The sequence below is a fragment of the Klebsiella sp. CN_Kp106 genome, assembly GCF_040064575.1.
Lineage (GTDB): Bacteria > Pseudomonadota > Gammaproteobacteria > Enterobacterales > Enterobacteriaceae > Klebsiella > Klebsiella michiganensis.
The window spans coordinates 1-21,270 of sequence record NZ_JBEAIG010000044.1; the positions used below are offsets into that span (position 1 = coordinate 1).

At 59.5% G+C, this 21,270-nt stretch carries 15 protein-coding genes; 9 read left to right on the forward strand and 6 right to left on the reverse strand.

Going from position 1 to position 21,270, the window contains the following annotated elements:
* The first annotated feature begins 214 nt into the window (after nt 1-214).
* From ebgA to ygjK, 6 genes are all read left to right on the forward strand, one after another.
* The gene (gene ebgA, locus ABLU96_RS11555; RefSeq protein WP_064404286.1) at nt 215-3,307 is read left to right on the forward strand and encodes a beta-galactosidase subunit alpha; all 3,093 of its coding nucleotides are present in this window, start codon (nt 215-217) and stop codon (nt 3,305-3,307) included.
* On the forward strand, nt 3,304-3,753 hold the full coding sequence (locus tag ABLU96_RS11560; RefSeq protein WP_014226912.1) for a beta-galactosidase subunit beta: 450 nt from the start codon (nt 3,304-3,306) through the stop codon (nt 3,751-3,753). The genes ebgA and ABLU96_RS11560 overlap by 4 nt, the downstream gene beginning before the upstream one ends.
* A gap of 93 nt (nt 3,754-3,846) precedes the next feature.
* The gene (locus tag ABLU96_RS11565; RefSeq protein ID WP_014226913.1) at nt 3,847-5,280 is read left to right on the forward strand and encodes an amino acid permease; all 1,434 of its coding nucleotides are present in this window, start codon (nt 3,847-3,849) and stop codon (nt 5,278-5,280) included.
* A 228-nt stretch (nt 5,281-5,508) separates the two neighbouring features.
* Nucleotides 5,509-6,942, forward strand: coding sequence for an amino acid permease (locus ABLU96_RS11570; protein WP_004854403.1), 1,434 nt, complete (start codon nt 5,509-5,511; stop codon nt 6,940-6,942).
* Between the two features lie 46 nt (nt 6,943-6,988).
* Entirely contained in the window at nt 6,989-8,047 is a 1,059-nt protein-coding gene (gene ygjJ, locus ABLU96_RS11575; RefSeq protein WP_064404288.1) for a protein YgjJ, read from the forward strand.
* Nucleotides 8,048-8,064: 17 nt separating this feature from the next.
* Nucleotides 8,065-10,413 (forward strand): alpha-glucosidase, encoded by a 2,349-nt coding sequence (gene ygjK / locus ABLU96_RS11580; protein ID WP_032751967.1) that lies wholly within the window; start codon nt 8,065-8,067, stop codon nt 10,411-10,413.
* A gap of 39 nt (nt 10,414-10,452) precedes the next feature.
* On the opposite strand, the gene lsrG is transcribed toward ygjK, so the two are convergent.
* The 6 genes from lsrG to lsrA are packed head-to-tail and all read right to left on the reverse strand — an operon-like array spanning nt 10,453 to nt 16,159.
* Nucleotides 10,453-10,749: a (4S)-4-hydroxy-5-phosphonooxypentane-2,3-dione isomerase gene (lsrG, locus tag ABLU96_RS11585; RefSeq protein ID WP_004854408.1), complete on the reverse strand. Its 297-nt coding sequence runs from the start codon at nt 10,747-10,749 to the stop codon at nt 10,453-10,455.
* A complete protein-coding gene (gene lsrF / locus ABLU96_RS11590; RefSeq protein ID WP_004125444.1) occupies nt 10,746-11,633 on the reverse strand; it encodes a 3-hydroxy-5-phosphonooxypentane-2,4-dione thiolase in 888 nt (295 codons plus the stop codon). Before lsrF ends, lsrG begins: the two co-directional genes overlap by 4 nt.
* A gap of 11 nt (nt 11,634-11,644) precedes the next feature.
* Nucleotides 11,645-12,646, reverse strand: coding sequence for an autoinducer 2 ABC transporter substrate-binding protein LsrB (lsrB, locus tag ABLU96_RS11595; RefSeq protein ID WP_064404290.1), 1,002 nt, complete (start codon nt 12,644-12,646; stop codon nt 11,645-11,647).
* Nucleotide 12,647: 1 nt separating this feature from the next.
* Nucleotides 12,648-13,640 (reverse strand): autoinducer 2 ABC transporter permease LsrD, encoded by a 993-nt coding sequence (gene lsrD, locus ABLU96_RS11600; protein WP_064404294.1) that lies wholly within the window; start codon nt 13,638-13,640, stop codon nt 12,648-12,650.
* Nucleotides 13,641-14,675 (reverse strand): autoinducer 2 ABC transporter permease LsrC, encoded by a 1,035-nt coding sequence (lsrC, locus tag ABLU96_RS11605; protein ID WP_014226924.1) that lies wholly within the window; start codon nt 14,673-14,675, stop codon nt 13,641-13,643.
* Nucleotides 14,672-16,159, reverse strand: a complete 1,488-nt coding sequence (gene lsrA / locus ABLU96_RS11610; RefSeq protein WP_014226925.1) for an autoinducer 2 ABC transporter ATP-binding protein LsrA — start codon at nt 16,157-16,159, stop codon at nt 14,672-14,674. The genes lsrC and lsrA overlap by 4 nt, the downstream gene beginning before the upstream one ends.
* A gap of 219 nt (nt 16,160-16,378) precedes the next feature.
* Here lsrA and lsrR point away from each other — a divergent pair, with 219 nt between their 5' ends.
* The 3 genes from lsrR (at nt 16,379) to ABLU96_RS11625 (ending at nt 21,225) form a co-directional block, all read left to right on the forward strand.
* Entirely contained in the window at nt 16,379-17,350 is a 972-nt protein-coding gene (lsrR, locus tag ABLU96_RS11615; RefSeq protein ID WP_004105944.1) for a transcriptional regulator LsrR, read from the forward strand.
* A 37-nt stretch (nt 17,351-17,387) separates the two neighbouring features.
* On the forward strand, nt 17,388-18,980 hold the full coding sequence (gene lsrK / locus ABLU96_RS11620) for an autoinducer-2 kinase (RefSeq protein ID WP_064404296.1): 1,593 nt from the start codon (nt 17,388-17,390) through the stop codon (nt 18,978-18,980).
* Nucleotides 18,981-19,203: 223 nt separating this feature from the next.
* On the forward strand, nt 19,204-21,225 hold the full coding sequence (locus ABLU96_RS11625; protein WP_064404298.1) for an NADPH-dependent 2,4-dienoyl-CoA reductase: 2,022 nt from the start codon (nt 19,204-19,206) through the stop codon (nt 21,223-21,225).
* Nucleotides 21,226-21,270 lie beyond the last annotated feature (45 nt).

Below are 21,270 nucleotides of genomic sequence, written 5' to 3' on the forward strand. Positions count from 1 at the left end.
TGCCCGGGCTACGGGTTCACCGCCGTCTGCCAAACGGTAGCCCGGACAGATGCGCAGCATCGCCTCCGGGAATGTCCCCTTCCCGACGCTAACCGCAGGCGTCCGGTAACGCTCATTTTGTGATCGAGTTAAAGTAAATCGCTCCCGGCGGTTTTATTTAGTAAAAGTTTTACTAAAATAAACTCCATCCGTTTAGTCCGTTCAGGGAGGCGATATGAATCGCTGGGAAAATCTTCAACTCACTCATGAAAACCGGCTGCCTCCGCGCGCCTATTTCTTCTCTTACGATTCGCAGGCCCAGGCGCGAACCTTCGCCCGTGAAACCAGCAGCCGCTTTTTGTCCCTTAGCGGACAGTGGAACTTCTGCTTCTTTAACAACCCGCTGCGGGTGCCGGAAGCGTTCACCTCGCAATACATGAGCGACTGGGGGCCGATTACCGTACCGGGAATGTGGCAGATGGAAGGCCACGGCCAGCTACAGTACACCGACGAAGGCTTTCCTTTCCCGATTGACGTTCCCTACGTGCCGACCGACAACCCTACCGGCGCCTATCAGCGTATCTTCACCCTCAGCGAGGGCTGGCAGGGCCAGCAGACCCTGATTAAATTTGATGGCGTCGAAACCTATTTTGAAGTGTACGTTAACGGTCAGTACATCGGTTTCAGCAAAGGCAGCCGCCTGACGGCGGAGTTTGATATTAGTCACGCGGTAAAAACCGGCGACAACCTGCTTTGCGTGCGCGTCATGCAGTGGGCGGACTCCACCTATATAGAAGATCAGGATATGTGGTGGTCGGCGGGTATCTTCCGCGACGTGTATCTGATGGGCAAAAACCCGCTTCACGTCCAGGACTTCACTCTGCGCACCGATTTTAACGATGACTACGTCGACGCCACGCTCTCCTGCCAGCTGGTGCTGGAAAATCTCGCCGCGCAGCCGGACGCAGCGACGCTGGAATACGCACTGTTCGACGGCGAAAAGGCGCTGTATGAAGGCGCAACGCCGCGCCTGAGCGTCAGCCAGCTGCTGAACGTCGACTTTGCGATCGACGTGAAGGCGCCGCAGCAGTGGTCGGTGGAAAACCCGTACCTCTATCACCTGGTGATGACGCTGAAAAACGCCGCCGGGGAGATTATCGAAGTTATCCCGCAGCGCGTCGGTTTTCGCGATATCAAAGTGCGCAACGGCCTGTTCTATATCAATAACCGCTACGTGATGCTCCACGGCGTTAACCGTCACGACAACGACCATCTGAAGGGCCGCGCCGTAGGGATGGATCGCGTTGAGAAAGATCTGCTGCTGATGAAGCAGCACAATATCAACTCGGTACGTACCGCCCACTACCCCAACGACCCGCGTTTCTATGAGATGTGCGACATTTACGGCCTGTTCGTGATGGCGGAAACCGATGTCGAATCCCACGGCTTCGCCAACGTCGGCAACCTGAGCGCCATCACCGATGACCCGGCATGGGAGCATATTTACGTTGAGCGGATCGTGCGCCACGTCCACGCGCAGAAAAACCATCCGTCGATCGTCATCTGGTCGCTGGGCAACGAGTCCGGCTACGGCTGCAACATTCGCGCGATGTATCACGCCGCTAAGGCGATCGATGATACCCGGCTGGTGCATTACGAAGAGGATCGCGACGCGGAGGTGGTGGATATCATCTCCACCATGTATACCCGCGTGCCGCTGATGAACGAATTCGGGGAATATCCGCATGCCAAGCCGCGGATTATCTGCGAATACGCCCATGCGATGGGCAACGGTCCCGGCGGGCTGAGCGAATACCAGAACGTGTTCTATCAGCATGACAGTATTCAGGGCCACTACGTATGGGAGTGGTGCGATCACGGAATCCAGGCCACCGACGACAGCGGCGCGGTATGGTACAAATTCGGCGGCGACTACGGCGACTATCCCAATAACTACAACTTCTGCCTCGACGGGCTGATTTTCTCCGACCAGACGCCTGGACCCGGGCTCAGAGAGTACAAGCAGGTTATCGCCCCGGTAAAAGTTCAGGCGATCGACATCACCCGCGGCGAGCTGCGCATCGACAATAAGCTCTGGTTCTCGACGCTGGATGACTACACCCTGCGCGTGGAAGTGCGCGCCGAAGGGACTACGCTTGCCAGCCAGCAGCTTAAGGTGCGCGATCTTGCGCCAAACAGCGGCCGCGATATCACTATCGACCTGCCGGAGCTGGACGATCGCGAAACCTTCGTCAACATCATGGTAACCAAAGATTCCCGTACGCCGTACAGCGAGGCTAACCATCCGATCGCCATTTACCAGTTCCGGCTAAAAGAACAGACGGCAACGAAATCGCCGCTGATAAATGCCAGCGCAACCCCGCTACGGATAGTTGATGAACGACTGAGCTACAGCATCACCGGGCATAACTTCCGCGTGGTGTTCTCGAAAGTCAGCGGCAAACTGAGCGAATGGCAGGTGAACGGCGTAGACCAGGTGACCCGTGAGCCGAAGATTAACTTCTTCAAGCCAATGATTGATAACCACAAGCAGGAATACGAAGGGCTGTGGCAGCCAAATCATCTGCAAATCATGCAGGAGCATCTGCGCGAATTCAGCGCCGAGCAGCGCGGCGATACGGTGATTATCACCGCCCGCAGCATCATCGCCCCGCCGGTTTTCGATTTCGGCATGCGCTGCACCTACCGCTGGCAGATTACCCCACAGGGGCATATTAACGTTGAGCTTGCGGGCGAACGTTACGGCGACTATCCGCACATCGTGCCGTGCATCGGTTTTATGCTGGGCATTAACGGCCAGTTTGAACAGGTGGATTACTACGGGCGCGGTCCCGGCGAAAACTACGCCGACAGCCAGCAGAGCAACATCATTGACCTCTGGCGCACCACCGTGGACGACATGTTCGTGAACTATCCGTTCCCACAGAACAACGGCAACCGCCAGCACGTCCGCTGGGCCGCGTTTACCGACCGTCACGGCAGCGGTCTGATGGTGGTCCCGCGCGATCCGCTCAACATCAGCGCCTGGCACTATACGGCGGAGAATCTGCACGCCGCGCAGCACTGTAACGAACTGCGTCGCAGCGATGACATCACCCTGAATATCGACGCCCAACTGCTCGGCCTGGGCTCTAACTCCTGGGGGAGCGAGGTGCTGGATAGCTGGCGGGTGTGGCTCAAACCGTTCAACTATGGCTTTACGCTGCTGCCGCTGGAAGGCGGGAGCGCTTCCTCGCAGACGCTGGCGAATCATAGCTTTGGCGCCGGTTTCTTTTCCTCCGATTCACACAGCGAGGCTGAAAAATGAGAATTCTCGATAACTTAGAACAGTTTAAGCAAATTTATCACAGTGGGCGTAAATGGCAGCGCTGCGTAGAAGCGATTAATAACATCGACAATATTCGGCCCGGGGTGGCCCACTCTATCGGCGATTCGCTCTCCTATCGCGTGGCAAGCGACAGCACCACGGATGCGCTGTTCGTTGGCAACCGCCGCTATTTCGAGGTGCATTACTACCTTCAGGGTCAGCAAAAAATTGAGTTTGCCGCCAAAGAGCAGCTGCAGACCGTGGCCTGCTATCGCGATGAAACCGACCGTGAATATTTGAAAGGCATTGGTGAAACCGTGCAGGTTCACGAAGGACAAATGGTGATTTGCGACACCCATGAAGCCTATCGCTTTATCTGCGACTCGCCGGTCAAAAAGGTGGTGCTCAGAGTAACTATCGAAGACGGCTACTTCCTGAATAAGTAAGCCCGCGTGAAGCAAGATGAGGCCAGCGGATCGACTCGCTGGCCTTCCCGGCCCTAACCCTCAATGCGGGCCAGATAATTTTTCGGAGGACTTATGTCCGAATCAGTTCGCGCCAAAATAGGTAAATTCGCCCTGCTGTCGATGGCGTTTGCCGCCGTATTTAACGTACGAAATATTGTTAATAACAACATCGAGTTAGGGCTCAGCTCCGCCCCTATCTTTCTGTTTGCGACGGTGGTCTATTTTATTCCGTTTGTGTTTATCATCGCCGAATTCGTGTCAGCGAATAAGAATTCCGAATCAGGTATGTACGCCTGGCTGAAGCAGCCTTTAGGTACCCGCGCGGCCTATCTCGGCTCGTTCCTGTACTGGTTTGTGAACCTGTTCTTTTTCCTGTCGCTGCTGCCGAACGTGGTGGCCTACGCCTCGTACGCCATTATGGGTTACGCCATTCCTTTCTCGCCGATGGTCACGTCGCTGATCTCTATCGTCCTGTTCGCCATGGCCACCCACATTTCCACTAAAGGCGCGACCTGGCTGGGGAAAATCTCCGAATGCGTGGCGTATGGCGTCTTCGCGCTATTTGCGATTTACGTGGTCGGCGCTTTTACCGCGCTGGGCGCGGGCCATGTCCCCGCGCAGCCGATTACGCTGCACGCCATGGCGCCTACCATCAACTGGGCGACGCTGGGGATCATGTGCTGGATTTTCCAGGCGGCAGGCGGGGCTGAAACCGTCGCCGCGTACCTGAACGACACCAAAGGTGGGCAGAAATCGTTTATTAAAGTCATCATCACCGCCGGGATCCTGATTGGCGGCATGTACGCGCTGGGCTCTTTGCTGGTCAACGTCTTTGTGGCACGTGAAGATCTGACCTATGCGGCCGGCATGGTGGAAATCTTCACCGGCCTCGGCGCCTATTTCCATATTTCAGAAGCGCTGATGGGCCGCTTCGTCGGCATCATTCTGTTTATCGCCATTTTCGGCAGCATGATGATGTGGACCGCCGCACCGGTAAAAATTCACTTCTCTGAAATTCCTGCCGGCATCTATGGCAAAAAAACCACCGAGCTGAACGTCCACGGCGTGCCGGTGCGCGCCGCCTGGTGGCAATTTGTCTTCGTCTTTCTGATGCTCATCGTGAACGGTTTCGGCTCCGCCAGCGTTCAGCAAATGATGAACACCGCTATCAACCTGACCGCGGGTACCGCGATGCTACCGCCGCTGTTTATCATGGCCGCCTACTTTGTTTTCCGCTGGAAACACGACGACACGCCGCGCGACTTCCGCATGGGGTCACGAAAGGTTGGGATGGCCGTGGTGTCGATGCTAATGGTGATTTTCCTGGTCAGCATGACCGCCTCGGCTTTCCCACCGGGGGTCGATCTGGTGAATGCCTTCTTCATTAACGTCTTTATGACCGCAGTCTTCTCCGGACTCGCGTGGTGGTGGATAACCCGCTTTGAGAAAAAACAGCGCAAGAGCCAACCATCGGTGCTGAAATCAGCGGTAAATCCGGTGAAATAAGCGACCGTTCCTCCCGCCAGCGTTAAATCGCCCGGCGGGATTTTTTTACCCGCCAGCCAGGATCTCGCGCTCAACCATTTTCGTGATCGAGTTAAAGCAATTCATTTTTACCGCTTTTATTTACTAAAATTTTTACTAAAATTAACCGCAATACTTAACTACCTCTACCCTACAAACAACACAATCCCCTTCTGCCATTCTCTGAAGGACAATGTGTGGAGATGTGTTATGTCTGATATCAAACGTAATACCATCGGCAAGTTTGGCCTGCTGTCGCTAACCTTCGCCGCCGTCTTCAGTTTTAATAACGTGATCAATAACAATATTGAGTTGGGACTAGCGTCGGCGCCGATGTTCTTCCTTGCAACCCTGCTCTACTTTGTTCCTTTCTGTCTGATCATCGCGGAATTCGTTTCGCTGAATAAAAACTCCGAAGCGGGCGTTTATGCCTGGGTGAAAAGCTCGCTAGGGGGGCGCTGGGCCTTTATTACCGCCTATACCTACTGGTTCGTGAATCTGTTCTTTTTCACCTCGCTGCTGCCGAGAGTCATCGCGTATGCCTCCTACGCCTTCCTCGGCTACGAGTACATTCTGACGCCCGTCGCTACCACGATGTTGAGCATGGCGCTGTTCGCCCTGTCGACCTGGGTGTCCACCAACGGCGCAAAAATGCTGGGTCCAATCACCTCGGTCACTTCATCGTTAATGCTGCTGCTGACGCTCTCCTACATTCTGCTTTCCGGCAGCGCGCTGGTGGGCGGTATTCAGCCAGCGGATCCGATTACCGTGGATGCAATGATCCCGAACTTTAACTGGGCGTTCCTCGGCATCACCACCTGGATCTTTATGGCGGCCGGCGGGGCCGAGTCCGTCGCGGTGTACGTCAATGACGTGAAAGGCGGATCGAAATCATTCGTTAAGGTCATTATCCTCGCCGGGATCGTGATTGGCGTGCTGTACTCCATTTCCTCGGTGCTGATTAACGTGTTTATCAGCAGTAAAGAGCTGAAATATACCGGCGGATCGGTACAGGTCTTCCACGGCATGGCGGTCTGGTTTGGCCTGCCGGAAATCGTGGTCAACCGTTTTGTCGGCCTGGTCTCCTTTACCGCCATGTTTGGTTCGTTATTAATGTGGACCGCGACGCCGGTCAAAATCTTTTTCTCCGAAATCCCGGCCGGCATATTTGGTAAAAAAACCGTCGAGCTCAATCAAAACGGCGTACCGGCGCGCGCGGCGTGGATCCAGTTCCTGATTGTGATTCCGCTGATGATTATCCCTATGATGGGCTCCAGCACCGTGCAGGATTTAATGAACACCATCATCAATATGACCGCCGCCGCCTCGATGCTGCCGCCGCTGTTTATCATGCTGGCGTATCTCAACCTGCGCCGCAGGCTCGATCATCTGCCGCGCGATTTTAAAATGGGCTCACGCACCACCGGTATTACGGTGGTCTCGATGCTGATTGTTATTTTCGCTATCGGCTTCGTCGCCTCAACCTTTCCCACCGGCGGCAATATTCTGACCATTATTTTCTATAACGTCGGCGGCATTGTTATCTTCCTCGGATTTGCGTGGTGGAAATACAGCAAATACGTGAAGGGATTAACGGTAGAAGAAAAAAGAATTGAAGCGGCGCCGGCTTCCGACGCGTCATAAGCCATTTTCCCTAAAATAATAAATTACAATATCTCTTAATAATGCGATGAAAAAGAATAACTTGATTTACGGGGCGCTTGCCGCCCTGGCCTTCTGCACACCTGCCGTAGCGGCTGATGTTGCTCATCCGGCGGAACATGATGACATGAAAACGCCTCAACTGAGCGCCACTTCCTATCGTTTTTACGGTGAACTGGGGGTCGGCGGATATATGGATTTAGAAGGCGAGGATAAACATAAATATAGCGATGGCACCTATATTGAAGGCGGGCTGGAAATAAAGCACGGCAGCTGGTTTGGCTTAATTTATGGCGAAGGCTGGACGGTTCAGGCCGATCGTCAGGGGAATGCCTGGGTACCGGATCACGGCTGGGGCGGATTCGAAGGTGGAATAAACCGCCTCTACGGCGGATATAAAACCGATAGCAGCACCGAGATTATGCTCAGCCTGCGCCAGGATTCATCGCTCGACGATCTGCAGTGGTGGGGCGATTTCACACCCGACCTCGGCTACGTGATCCCCAATACGCGCGATATTATGTACGCGCTCAAGGTGCAGAACCTGGCGGGAGATTTTCGCTACAGCGTGACCGCCACGCCCGCCGGGCACCACGATGAAAGCAAAGCGTGGCTCCATTTCGGCAAATACGACCGCTACGACGATAAATATACCTACCCGGCGATGATCAACGGCTACGTCCAGTACGATATTGCCGAAAAGGTCACCTGGATGAACGGTCTTGAGCTGACCGACGGTACCGGTCAGCTCTTGTTAACCGGTATTCTCACCCCCAACCTCGCCGCCCGCGCCTGGCACCATACCGGGCGCGCCAGGGGGCAAAACGTGCCGGGAACGGAGACCGGCTTTATGGCCAGCGCCATGTATGAAGCGCTCAAGGGCGTGTATCTCTCTACCGCCTATAGCTACGCCAAACACCGCCCGGATCGCGCCGCCGAGGAAACCACCTCGTTTATGCAGTTCGGCATCTGGTACGAATATGGCGGCGGACGGTTCGCGACCGCCGCGGACAGCCGCTTCTACATGAAAAACGCCTCCGGAGACCCGAGCGACCAGGTTTTCCTGATGCAATATTTCTATTGGTAAAAAGGGATATCAATACCGTGAAAATCATCACCACTCTGACGCCGCTGGCCTGCGCCCTGCTGCTAAGCTTTTCCGCTCACGCGCTGACCGCGGATGACTTTAAAAATGTTATCAACCGCAGCGGCGCGCCGCAGGCGATGCAGGATTTCGATGGCGACGACCACCAGCGTTTCAACCCGTTTTTCGATTTGGGCGCATGGCATGGGCATCTGCTGCCGGACGGTCCAGCCACCATGGGCAGCTTTCCGGGGCCCGCGCTGCTCACCGAGGAGTACATCAACTTTATGGCGACCCATTTCGATCGCCTGACGGTGTACCAGAACGGCAAAAAAGTCGCCTTCACCATGCAGGCCTGGAGCCTGCCCGGGGCGCTGGTGCAAACGCTCTCCGCGCCCGGCGTACAGATCGAGATGACCCTGCGTTTTGCCAGCGCGCACACGTCTTTACTGGAGACTAAAATCACCAGCAGCGGTCCGCTTAAGCTGGTCTGGGACGGCGAGCTGCTGGAGACGCTCTCCGCCAAAGAGGGGAAACCGCAGTCAACGCAAACCATCGACCAGGCCTTCCCGGACTATCATCGCCGCCTGAGCGCGACCCACGACGGAGTGACGGTCAGCTTCGGTAAAGTCCGTTCCGCATCGGATTTAATGACCTCCGGCGAATCGCAGTATCAGATCCATCGCTCCCTGCCGACGGTCACCCAAATCGATGGCCATCGATTCACCAGCAGCGCGCAAATCAACGGCTCGACCACGCTCTATACCACCTATTCGCACCTGCTGAACGCCGAGCAGGTGCGCCTTGAGAAAGCGCAAATCCGCGATATTCTGGCGCGACCGGCGCACTATCTGCGCGCTTCCGAGGCGCGCTGGAACGGCTATCTGCAAAAGGGGCTGACCAATCCTGATGCCACGGCGCAGCAAACCCGGGTGGCGGTGAAAGCGATCGAAACCCTTAACGGCAACTGGCGCGCGCCGGGCGGCGCCGTTAAGCACAACACAGTCACGCCGTCGGTAACCGGGCGCTGGTTCTCCGGCAACCAGACCTGGCCGTGGGATACCTGGAAGCAGGCCTACGCCATGGCCCACTTCAACCCGGAGATCGCGAAAGAGAACATCCGCGCCGTCTTCTCCTGGCAGATTGCCGCCGACGATAAAGTGCGGCCGCAGGATGCCGGGTTCATTCCGGATCTGATCGCCTGGAACCTGAGCCCGGAGCGCGGCGGCGACGGCAGCAACTGGAACGAGCGGAATACCAAACCGAGCCTGGCGGCCTGGTCGGTGATGGAAGTCTATAACGTCACGAAAGATAAAGCCTGGCTGGCGGAAATGTACCCGAAGCTGGTGGCCTACCATGACTGGTGGCTGCGCAACCGCGACCACAACGGTAACGGCGTGCCGGAGTACGGTGCGACCCGCGATAAAGCGCACAACACCGCCGATGGCGCGATGCTGTTTACCGTGAAAAAGGGCGATAAAGAACGGACGCTTTCCGGCCTGAAAACCTACGAGCAGGTGACGGCGAAGGGCGATTACGACAGCCTGGAGATCCCGGCACAGGTGGCCGCCTCCTGGGAGTCGGGGCGCGACGACGCGGCGGTCTTCGGCTTTATCGATAAAGATCAGCTGGATAAATACATCGCCGACGGCGGCAAACGCAGCGACTGGACGGTGAAATTTGCTGAAAACCGGGATAAAAGCGGCAATCTGCTCGGCTATTCGCTGCTGCAGGAGTCGGTCGATCAGGCCAGCTATATGTACAGCGACAACCACTATCTGGCGGAAATGGCGACCCTTCTCGGCAAGCCGGAGGAGGCAAAACGCTACCGGGCGCTGGCGCAAAAGCTCGCCGACTATATCAACACCTGCATGTTCGACCCGCAGAGCAAATTCTATTACGACATTCGCATTGAAGCACAGCCGCTGGCAAACGGCTGTGCCGGTAAGCCGATCGTCGAGCGCGGCAAAGGGCCGGAGGGCTGGTCGCCGCTGTTCAACGGCGCGGCCACTCAGGCGCATGCCGATGACGTCATTTCGGTGATGCTGGACAACAAAGAGTTCAATACTTTCGTACCGCTGGGTACCGCCGCATTAACGAATCCGGCGTTTGGCGCGGATATTTACTGGCGCGGCCGCGTGTGGGTGGACCAGTTCTGGTTCGGCCTGAAAGGGATGGAGCGCTACGGCCACCGCGAAGAGGCGCTGCAGCTGGCGGACGCCTTCTTCAGGCACGCCCGGGGGTTAACCTCCGATGGCCCGATTCAGGAGAATTACAATCCGCTCACCGGCGCTCAGCAGGGCGCACCGAACTTCTCCTGGAGCGCGGCGCATCTGTACATGCTGTATAACGAGTTTTTCCGTAAGTAGTTACGATGTCCCATCACCCCGCCGGGGTGAGGGCTCGTCTTACACCTCCGGCAGCAGGCCGATAAAGCTGCGCTTCTGCCGCGGCTGCGACATCAACGCCTCCAGCTTCGCCACGCAGGCCAGATAGTGCGGGGTTTTCTTGTGCGCCAGCACCGCGTCATCGTCGATATAGGCTTCATAGATAAAAAAGCGCGTCTTCACCTCCGGGTCCTGCAGGACGTCAAAGCGCAGATTGCCCGGCTCCTGCAGCGCCCCTTCGTGGTTGGCGCGGAACACCTCAAGAAACTCGTCGACCCGTTCCGGTTTGATATTGATTTCTACCAGCGTTACGTTCATTGCAGCTCTCCCTGTTTTTCCTCCTGCCAGAACTGATACGCCTCGCGGGCGCTCAGGTTCTCATGCACCACTTTTTTCACCGCCTTCAGCATCGCGCGCGGCGCGCTGGACTGGAAGATATTCCGCCCCATATCCACGCCGGAAGCCCCCTGGTCGATCGCCCGCCAGCACATCTCCAGCGCCTCCTGCTCCGGCAGCTTTTTGCCCCCGGCGATGACGATCGGCACCGGGCAGCTGGCGGTGACTTTCTCAAAGCCTTCCTCAACAAAGTAGGTTTTCACGAACTGCGCCCCCATTTCGGCGGCAATGCGGCTGGCCAGCGAGAAGTAGCGGGCGTCGCGGGTCATCTCTTTGCCCACGCCGGTTACCGCCAGCACCGGCATACCGTAGCGGTTGCCGGCGTCCACCAGCTTGATAATGTTGTTGATCGACTGATGCTCATGCTCGCTGCCGATATAGACCTGCGCCGCCACCGCGCAGACGTTCAGGCGCAGCGCGTCCTCCATCGCCACCGCCACGCACTCGTTGGAAAGCTCGCTAAGGATCGAGTTGCCGCCGGAAGCGCGCAGCACCACCGGTTTGTTGGTCGCCGCCGGCACCTGACTGCGCAGCACGCCGCGGGTGCACATCAGCACGTCGGTCTCTTCGAACAGCGGCGCAATAGAGAGATCGATACGCTCCAGCCCGGTGGTCGGCCCCTGAAAATAGCCGTGGTCGAACGCCAGCATCACCGTACGGTTGCTCTGCGGGTTGAAGATACGCGCCAGCCGCGACTGCATCCCCCACTCCAGCGACCCGCAGCCCTTCAGCGTATAGAGCGTATTCTGCTGCGGACGGTCTAAGCCGAAGTTTTTTCCCTCTTTGATATCGTCTAAATCAGCCATCTCATTCTCCATCAGAAATCGTAGTTATTGATATTCTCTTTGGTGAACACCACCCGCTCCGGCAGCAGCACGATGCCGTTGCCTTTCGCTTCATACTGATAGCCCTGTACGCTGTTGGGCTCGACTTTCAGGACGCCGAGATCTTTCACATCAACGCTGTCGCCGACGTTAAGATCGCCCTTTTTCAGCAGACGATCGGCGACGTTAACCGCGATCTTGCCCTGCTGCACCACGTCCCACAGGCCGAAGGCTTTTACCGTGCCGCGCTCCACGTAGGGGCGCATCACGTTCGGAGTACTAAAGCCGACAATCGCCACGCCCTGGCGCTTGAGGTTCTCTGCCGCCTGGGCGGCCGCCGGAAGCGCGTTGGCGTCCGGGGCGATAATGGCGTCGAGATCCGGGTACGCTTTTAAGATCCCCTCGGCGGTTTGCAGCGATTTAGTGGCGTCGTTATAGCCAAACTGCGTGGTCACCACTTCCCACTGCGGATGCGCTTTTTCGATTTTGGCCTTCGCCTCTTTTACCCACTGGTTCTGGTCGGTCACCGTCGGGCTGGAGTAGAAAAACGCCACTTTGGCGGCAGGCTTCGTCACCTGCTTTTCCGCCATCTCCACCAGCAGGCCGCCGAGCTGCTGCGGCGTCCCTTGGTTGATATAAATGCTGCGGCACTCTGGTTTGGTATCGGAGTCCCAGGTCAGGACCTTCACCCCGCGCTGCATCGCCCGCTTCAGCGCCGGGCACAGCCCGTCCGGCGATACGGCGGAGACGATAATCGCGTTGTAGCCCTGGTTGACGAAGTTGTTGATCAGCTGCACCTGGCCGGAGACGCTCGGTTCGGTCGGGCCGTCGTAGGTGACGTCCACGCCGAGCGCTTTGCCCGCCTCTTTCGCGCCGTTACCGCCGCTGGTAAAGAAGCCGACGCCAACCAGCTTAGGAATAAAGGCGATACGGTCCGCCGCCTGGGCCGATGCCATACCCAGCGCCATCGCCAGCACGATCAGTTTTGTTTTCATTTTATGCTCCGATTGTTTTACGCGAGAAAAGACGCCGCCAGCTCATCCGCACCCATTCACGGTGCAGGCTCAGCGAACGCCCCATCACCACCACAACCAACAGCGCCCCTGACAGCGCGCTCGACACCTGGTTGGGGATGCCGACCATTTGCAAACCTTGTTGTAAATAGCCCACCAGCAGCGCGGCCAGCGCCGTGCCGACGATCGAGCCGGAACCGCCGTAGATATTGGCCCCGCCGAGCACCGCGGCGGTCAACGCCGGCATCAGCAGGTCGCGGCCTAAGTCCGAGCGCGCCGAGCCGAAATAGGAGACCATCACCAGCGCCGCTACCGCCGACGTCACGCCCACCAGGCCATACAGCGCGTAGGGCATCCCGTTAACGGAAAGCGCGGCGTAGCGCGCGGCGCGCGGGTTCTGCCCGAGCAGAAAAAGATGCCGCCCAAAGCGCCCGCGGTGGGCCAGCAGCCAGAAGAAAAAGGTGATAACGGCGAACAGCACCAGCGGTATCGGCAGGCCGAACAGGGTCAGGTTGGCGAAGGCGGTAAAGCTATCCGGGAATCCGCCGATGCCTTCGTAGCCGGTTGCCCCGGCCATGCCAGAAAGCAGCAGCGCGCCGCCGCCGTAGAGGTACAGGGTGCCGAGCGTAATCACCAGCGGGCTAATGCCGGTGTAATGAATCAGCGCCGCGTTCAGCAACCCGCACAGCAGGCCGAGCAGCAGCGTCAGGGGGATCGCGAGGCTCATGGGCCAGCCCGCCTGCATCATCACCCCCAGCGCGATGGCGCACAGGCCGATGGTGGAACCGAGCGAAATATCAATCCCGCCGCTGATAATTACCAGCGTCAGCGGCAGCGCCACGATGCCAATGCAGATAAAGTCGCTGGTGCTGAACAGCAGCATATTGAGATCCAGCATGCGCGGATTCAGGGCGCCAAACAGCAGGATCTCCAGCACCAGTAGCGCCAGCAGCGCGCTTTCCCAGTTGAGCTTCATTTACGCCACCTCTTTGTTTTTGCGTTCGGGAAACGGGGCCACTCGCTTGCCCCCTTTATTACCGGGCTGAAAGCGGCTGTACTTCAGCGCCCGCTGATGGCGGGCCAGCGCCTGACGCAGCCGCCCGTCGAGCACCAGTACGCCGAGCAGCACCAGGCCGGCGATGAAGTCGTTCCACCACGCCGGGAGACGGAACAGCACCAGCACGGTGTCAATTTGGGTGAGGAAGAAGGCGCCGAGAAAAGCGCCCAGCAGCGTGCCGGTACCGCCAAGCAGCGAGATCCCGCCGAGCACGCAGGCGGCGATGGCCTTCATCTCCAGGCCGCTGCCGGTCTGATTGGGCACAAAGCCAATCTGCGCGGCGAACACAATCCCGGCGCAGGCCGCCAGCATGCCGTTAAGGGTAAATGCCAGCATCCGCGTGCGGTTCACCGCCACCCCGAGCTGGCGGGCCGCGGCGAGGTTATCGCCGACGGCGTAAAAATCACGGCCAAAGGCGGTGCGCGACAGTATCCAGCCGCCCGCCAGCAGCAGCGCCAGCACCAGCCAGCCCAGCGGCGAAATACCGATGAACGCCGGCTCCGACAGCGCCTTCAGGCTGTTCGGTAAACCTTCAATCCACTTACCGCCGGTCCACAGCAGCATCACCCCGCGATAGAGCCCGAGGGTGCCGAGGGTGGCGACAATCGCCGGGATGCGCAGCCCCACCACCAGCAGGCCGTTAAAGGCGCCGGCCAGCGCGCCGATCGCCAGCGCGAAGGCGATGGCGGTCATCAGGCCATACCCGCTATTCAGCGCCACGCCTGTCGCGATAGCGCTCAGGCCGACGGTGGAGCCTACCGAAACGTCGATATTGCGAGTGAGCATCACCAGCGTTGCCCCCAGCGCCAGCAGGCAAAGGATTTGCGCGCTGGCAAAGATCATGGCCAGGGTTTGCAAACTGAAATAAGCCGGGTTGAGCGCCACCAGCCCGGCAAACAGCACCACGATGGCGAGAAAGGCGCTCAGTTCACGATTCTTTAATAACGTTTTCATGCCTGTCCTCCGAAGGCCAGGGTCATCATCCGGTCAACGCTGACCGCCTGCTGCGCCAGCTCGCCGCTCTGCCTGCCCTGATGCATCACCAGCACCCGATCGGCCAGGCCAACGAACTCGTCGAGATCGCTGGAGATCATCAATACCGCCACGTTCTGCGCGGCGACGCTTTTCAACAGCTGATAGATGTCGGCGCGGGCGGAAACGTCCACGCCGCGGGTCGGCTCATCGACGATCAGCAGCAGCGGGTTAGCCTCCAGGCAGCGCGCCAGCAGTACCTTCTGCTGGTTACCGCCGGAGAGCGTGCGCACCGGGCGATCGCCATCGGCCATTTTGATCCCCAGCGCCCGGTGATAGCGCTCCACCACCGCCGCTTCGCGCCTGTTCTGCTGCCACAGCGACGGCTGGTTAAACATCACCGTGTTCCAGCGCACCGGCGCATCGAGAAACAGCCCGGAAACCTGCCTGTCCTCCGGCAGATAGACCAGCCCGCAGGCCAGCCTGGCGCGCGTACTGTCGCGGCTGATATCGCGGTTTTCCAGCCATACCCGCCCGGCGCGCGCCGGTCGCAGACCGTAGAGCGTTTCGGCAAATTCGGTGCGCCCGGATCCGACCAGCCCGGCGAGGCCGACGATCTCCCCGGCGCGGATCTCCAGGTTGAGATCGATAAAACCTTCTCCGGTCAGATCTTCAACCCTAAGGACCGGGAAATCCTGCGCCTGAGTGCGGCGATTGCCCGGCAGCGCCAGCCACAGCTTTTGCGTGTCGCTCAGCGCACGATCGCGGCTGACGGGCGTCATTGCGCCGATCAGCTGATTGTCGCCGTAGTGCGCGGTTTCCCCGCTCAGCACCACCGCGCCGTCGCGCATCACCGAGACGTGGCTGGCGACCTGGCGGATCTCCGGCAGCTTGTGCGAGATAAACACGATCCCGACGCCGAGCGCCTGCAAAGAGCGGATCTGGCGAAACAGGCGCTCGGTTTCCCCCGGCGTCAATGAGGCGGTGGGTTCATCGAGGATCAGGATCTGCGCGTCGCGCATCAGCCCGCGCAGGATCTCCACCATTTGTTGGTCGGCGACTTCCAGGGTGCTGGCCGCCGCCTCAAGGTTAAGCTGGCAGCTAAGCTGCTGAAGCTTTTCCTGCAGGCGGGCCTCGGTATCCGCCCGCTTTGGCAGACGAAAAAGAATATTTTCCCGCACCGTCAGATTGGGGAATAACATCGGTTCCTGCGGCACCAGATACACGCCCTGCTGATGGGCCTGGGCGGGAGTAAGGCGCGCAAATGTACGTTCGCCGAGGATGAGCTCACCGCTGTCGGGGGTCTCTACCCCGGCGATAATCTTCATCAGCGTCGATTTTCCGGCGCCGTTACCGCCCATCAGCGCGTGCACCTGGCCGGAAAGCAGCGTGAAATCAATCTGCTTCAGCACGGTGACGCCGGAGAACTGTTTGCCGATTTGGCGAGCTTCAAGCAGTGGCTTCATCATCGCGCCTCATTTTGAACAAAAGATTTTTTAAATTAATAATGTTCAAAAGCGTAGACGGTGAACTATATTTACAACCGTGCAACGATCACAGTTTTATGCTTTCGATCGTTTGAAGAAAACCAGCGGACAACGAAAGATCCGTTTTGCCAGTCGGCTCACATTTTCCGACCGCGCAATAACGAACATATGATCTAAATTTTTATAAGAGTTCAATTTATGAGCGAAAAACGCATTACGGAAGAGAGCCGCTACGCCGGGCTGGCGTTAGCCGAGGAGGAGCTGGTGGCGCGGGTGGCGTGGTGTTACTACCACGACGGCCTGACGCAGAACGACATCGGCGAGCGTTTAGGGCTGCCGCGGTTAAAGATCTCCCGCCTGCTGGAGAAGGGCCGCCAGTCGGGGGTGATCCGCGTCCAGATTAATTCGCGCTATGAGGGCTGCCTGGCGCTGGAAACCGAACTTCAGCAGCGTTTCGGTCTGAAAATTGCCCGCGTGCTGCCGGCGCTGAATACCCCGCCGATGAACACCCGTCTGGGGATTGGCGCGGCGCAATCGTTAATGGGCGTGCTGGAGCCGGGACAGCTGCTGGCGGTGGGCTTTGGCGAAGCCACCATGAGCTGCCTGCAGCATCTGAGCGGGTTTATCGGCTCCCAGCAGGTTCGGCTGGTGACGCTTTCCGGCGGCGTGGGCCCGTATATGACCGGCATTGGCCAGCTGGATGCCGCCTGTAGCGTCAGTATGATCCCCGCGCCGCTGAGGGTGTCATCGGCGGATGTGGCGGAGATCCTGCGCCGGGAATCGAGCGTCCGCGACGTGATCCTCGCCGCGACGGCGGCGGATGCGGCGGTGGTAGGTATCGGCGCCATTGACCAGCGCCGGGACGCCACCATCCTGCGCTCCGGCTATATCAGCGAAGGCGAACAGCTGATGTACGCCCGCAAAGGCGCGGTCGGCGACATTTTAGGTTATTTCCTGCAGGCCGACGGCAAACCGGTTGAAGGGCTGGAGATCCATCGGGAACTGCTCGGCGTCACCCTTGATGAGCTGGCGCAGCTGCCGACCATCGTGGGCGTCGCCGGGGGCACAGAAAAAGCGCAGGCGATTTACGCGGCCCTTATCGGCAAGCGGATTAATGGCCTGGTAACGGAAGAGACAACAGCACGCGCGGTGCTGACGCTGGCCTCATAACGGCCCTGCGCCGCGCAACACGAGCGAGGCGCATGTCATGAGTTACCTGTTAGCGTTAGATGCCGGGACCGGCAGCATTCGGGCGGTCGTATTCGATCTCCAGGGCCGCCAGATAGCGGTCGGCCAGGCCGAATGGAAGCACCTGAGCGTGGACAATGTCCCCGGCTCGATGGAGTTCGACCTTGGCACCAACTGGCAGCTGGCCTGTCAGTGTATCCGTCAGGCGCTGGCCGCCGCCCATCTCTCTGCGGCGGATATTCAGTCCGTGGCCTGCTGCTCGATGCGTGAAGGCATCGTGCTTTACGACCGCAACGGCGAGGCCATCTGGGCCTGCGCCAACGTTGACGCCCGCGCCAGCCGCGAGGTGGCGGAGCTCAAAGAGATCCACGACGACCGTTTTGAATCCGAAGTGTACGGCGTGTCCGGGCAGACCCTGGCACTGAGCGCCATGCCGCGCCTGCTGTGGCTGGCCCATCATCGCCCGGATATCTACCGCAAAGCGGCGACCATCACCATGATCAGCGACTGGCTGGCGGCAAAGCTTTCCGGCGAACTGGCGGTTGACCCTTCTAACGCCGGAACCACCGGGATGCTCGACCTCTTCAGCCGCGATTGGCGCCCGGCGCTGCTGGATATGGCCGGGCTGCGGGCCGATATTCTCTCGCCGGTCAAAGAGACCGGCAGCGTACTGGGAGCGGTGACCGACGCGGCGGCGGCGCAAAGCGGGCTGCGCGCGGGCACGCCGGTGGTGATGGGCGGCGGCGACGTCCAGCTCGGCTGCCTGGGCCTCGGCGTGGTGCGCGCCGGGCAGACGGCGGTGCTCGGCGGCACTTTCTGGCAGCAGGTGGTTAATCTGCCGGAAGTCCGAACTGATCCGGAGATGAATATTCGCGTTAACCCGCACGTCATTCCCGGCATGGCGCAGGCGGAATCCATCAGCTTCTTCACCGGCCTGACCATGCGCTGGTTCCGCGACGCGTTCTGCGCGGAAGAGAAGCTGATTGCCGGGCGCCTCGGCGTCGACGCCTATAGCCTGCTCGAAGAGATGGCCAGCCGCGTGCCGGCGGGTTCCCACGGGGTGATGCCGATCTTCTCTGACGCCATGCACTTTAAGCAGTGGTACCACGCCGCGCCGTCGTTTATTAACCTCTCCATCGACCCGGAAAAATGCAATAAGGCCACCCTCTTCCGCGCGCTGGAAGAGAACGCGGCGATTGTCTCTGCCTGTAATCTGGCGCAAATTTCGCAGTTTTCCGGCGTGCGGTTTGACAGCCTGGTCTTTGCGGGCGGGGGCTCAAAAGGCGCGCTGTGGAGCCAGATCCTCAGCGATGTCACCGGCCTCCCGGTGCGGGTGCCGGAGGTCCGCGAGGCGACGGCGCTGGGCTGCGCGATCGCCGCCGGCGCCGGCGCCGGGCTGTACGGCGATATGGCGGCGACGGGCGAGAAGCTGGTGAGCTGGCACCGGGAATTTACGCCTAATCCGGCGCATCGCGAGCTGTATCACGAGATGATGATCAAATGGCAGTCGGTGTACGCCGAGCAGCTCGGTCTGGTGGACAGCGGATTAACGACCTCGATGTGGCAGGCGCCGGGGCTGACGCGCCGTGCCCCTGTTGCCCCCTCACCCTAAGCCTCTCCCCTACAGGAGAAGAAACCGTCCGGGCATAACTGGCCCCAGCGCCATTCCGCCCTTCTCCCTCTCCCGGAGGGAGAGGGCCGGGGTAAGGGAGAACCTTCCGCCGTTCTTTGAATCCCATCACAATCGCCGCACTCCCCTTTTCCCTTTTCGCCCGCGGCGGCTAAATTAGTAACTCATCCGACCACATAACAATAATTTTACACTGGAAGAGATTATGAGCCGCTACCCGTCGCTTTTCGCCCCGCTTGACCTGGGGTTCACAACGCTCAAAAACCGCGTGTTGATGGGCTCGATGCACACTGGCCTGGAGGAGCTGCCGGACGGCGCACAGCGGCTGGCGGCGTTTTACGCCGAGCGCGCCCGCCACGGGGTGGCGCTGATCGTCACCGGCGGGATTGCCCCGGCGCCTTCCGGCGTCACCATGGCGGGCGGCGCGGTGCTTAACGACGCCAGCCATCTCGCTCATCACCGCCATATCACCGATGCGGTACACGAGGAGGGCGGCAAAATCGCGCTGCAGATCCTGCATACCGGGCGCTACAGCTACCAGCCGCAGCTGGTGGCCCCTTCCGCGCTGCAGGCGCCGATCAACCCCTTTACGCCTCACGAACTGAGCCACGAAGAGATCTTACAGCTGATCGATGATTTTGCCCGCTGCGCCCAGCTGGCGCGGGAAGCCGGGTACGACGGCGTCGAAGTGATGGGCTCGGAAGGCTATCTGATTAACGAATTTCTTGCCGCGCGCACCAACCTGCGCGACGACCAGTGGGGCGGCGACTACGCCCGACGCATGCGTTTTGCCGTAGAGGTGGTCAGAGCCGTGCGGGAGCGCGCGGGCAGCGATTTTATTATTGTCTACCGCCTGTCGATGCTCGACCTGGTCAGCGGCGGCAGCACCCTGGCGGAGGTCACCGCGCTGGCGAAAGCGATTGAGGCCGCCGGGGCCACGATTATCAATACCGGCATCGGCTGGCACGAGGCGCGCATTCCCACCATCGCCACTCCGGTACCGCGCGGCGCGTTTAGCTGGGTCACCCGCAAGCTGAAAGGCGCGGTGTCGATCCCGCTGGTCACCACCAACCGGATTAACGATCCCGCCGTGGCGGAGGCGATCCTGGCCCGCGGAGACGCCGACATGGTATCGATGGCCCGCCCTTTCCTCGCCGACAGCGAATTTCTCTCTAAAGCACAGAGCGGGCGGGCGGATGAGATCAATACCTGTATTGGCTGCAACCAGGCCTGCCTCGATCGGATCTTCGCCGGTAAAGTCACCTCGTGTCTGGTCAACCCGCGCGCCTGCCATGAAACCCTGATGCCGATAGCGCCCGCGACCGCACCGAAGCGGCTGGCGGTAGTCGGCGCCGGTCCTGCCGGCCTGGCCTTTGCAGTTAACGCCGCCTCGCGCGGGCATCAGGTGACGCTCTTTGACGGGCACCATGAGATTGGCGGCCAGTTTACTATCGCCAAACAGATCCCCGGCAAAGAGGAGTTCCATGAAACTCTGCGTTATTACCGCCGGATGCTGGATCTTACCGGCGTCGCGCTGCGGCTTGAAACCCGGGTGACGGCCGACGATCTGCGGGCATTTGATGAGATTATCCTCGCCACCGGGATCGCCCCGCGGATGCCGGATATCGCCGGGATCGATCATCCGAAGGTGCTGAGCTACCTCGATGTCCTGCGTGATAAAGCGCCGGTCGGCGAGAAGGTGGCGATTATCGGCTGCGGCGGGATCGGCTTTGATACCGCCATGTACCTCAGCCAGTCCGGCGTCGCCACCAGCCAGAATATCGACGAGTTCTGTGCGGAATGGGGGATCGATACCAGCCTGCAGAGCGCGGGCGGATTACGCCCGGAAGGGATGCTGCTGGCTAAAAGCCCGCGCCAGATCGTGATGCTGCAGCGCAAAACCAGCAAGCCCGGCGACGGGCTGGGGAAAACCACCGGCTGGATCCACCGCGCCACCCTGCTGGCCCGCGGCGTCAAAATGATCCCCGGCGTCAGCTATCAACGGATCGATGATGCCGGCCTACATGTGACGATCGGCGGCGAATCTCAGGTGCTTAACGTTGATCATGTGATTATCTGCGCCGGTCAGGTTCCCCGCCGCGAGCTGGCCGATCCGCTGCAGGCGGCGGGTAAAACGGTGCATTTGATTGGCGGCTGCGACGTGGCGATGGAGCTGGACGCCCGGCGGGCAATCGCTCAGGGCACCCGGCTGGCGCTGTCGATTTAGGGAAAGGAAACCCGGCCGGTAGCCGGGGAAACCGGGAAAGCCGAT

Excerpts from the sequence above, each read along its gene's own strand:
- ygjJ (WP_064404288.1), top strand. The coding sequence starts at position 6,989 with ATGAAAAAGAATAACTTGATTTACGGGGCGCTTGCCGCCCTGGCCTTC.
- lsrA (WP_014226925.1), bottom strand. The coding sequence starts at position 16,159 with ATGAAGCCACTGCTTGAAGCTCGCCAAATCGGCAAACAGTTCTCCGGC.
- lsrB (WP_064404290.1), bottom strand. The coding sequence starts at position 12,646 with ATGAAAACAAAACTGATCGTGCTGGCGATGGCGCTGGGTATGGCATCG.
- lsrG (WP_004854408.1), bottom strand. The coding sequence starts at position 10,749 with ATGAACGTAACGCTGGTAGAAATCAATATCAAACCGGAACGGGTCGAC.
- lsrR (WP_004105944.1), top strand. The coding sequence starts at position 16,379 with ATGAGCGAAAAACGCATTACGGAAGAGAGCCGCTACGCCGGGCTGGCG.
- ABLU96_RS11560 (WP_014226912.1), top strand. The coding sequence starts at position 3,304 with ATGAGAATTCTCGATAACTTAGAACAGTTTAAGCAAATTTATCACAGT.
- lsrF (WP_004125444.1), bottom strand. The coding sequence starts at position 11,633 with ATGGCTGATTTAGACGATATCAAAGAGGGAAAAAACTTCGGCTTAGAC.
- lsrD (WP_064404294.1), bottom strand. The coding sequence starts at position 13,640 with ATGAAGCTCAACTGGGAAAGCGCGCTGCTGGCGCTACTGGTGCTGGAG.
- lsrC (WP_014226924.1), bottom strand. The coding sequence starts at position 14,675 with ATGAAAACGTTATTAAAGAATCGTGAACTGAGCGCCTTTCTCGCCATC.
- ABLU96_RS11565 (WP_014226913.1), top strand. The coding sequence starts at position 3,847 with ATGTCCGAATCAGTTCGCGCCAAAATAGGTAAATTCGCCCTGCTGTCG.
- ABLU96_RS11625 (WP_064404298.1), top strand. The coding sequence starts at position 19,204 with ATGAGCCGCTACCCGTCGCTTTTCGCCCCGCTTGACCTGGGGTTCACA.
- ebgA (WP_064404286.1), top strand. The coding sequence starts at position 215 with ATGAATCGCTGGGAAAATCTTCAACTCACTCATGAAAACCGGCTGCCT.
- ABLU96_RS11570 (WP_004854403.1), top strand. The coding sequence starts at position 5,509 with ATGTCTGATATCAAACGTAATACCATCGGCAAGTTTGGCCTGCTGTCG.
- lsrK (WP_064404296.1), top strand. The coding sequence starts at position 17,388 with ATGAGTTACCTGTTAGCGTTAGATGCCGGGACCGGCAGCATTCGGGCG.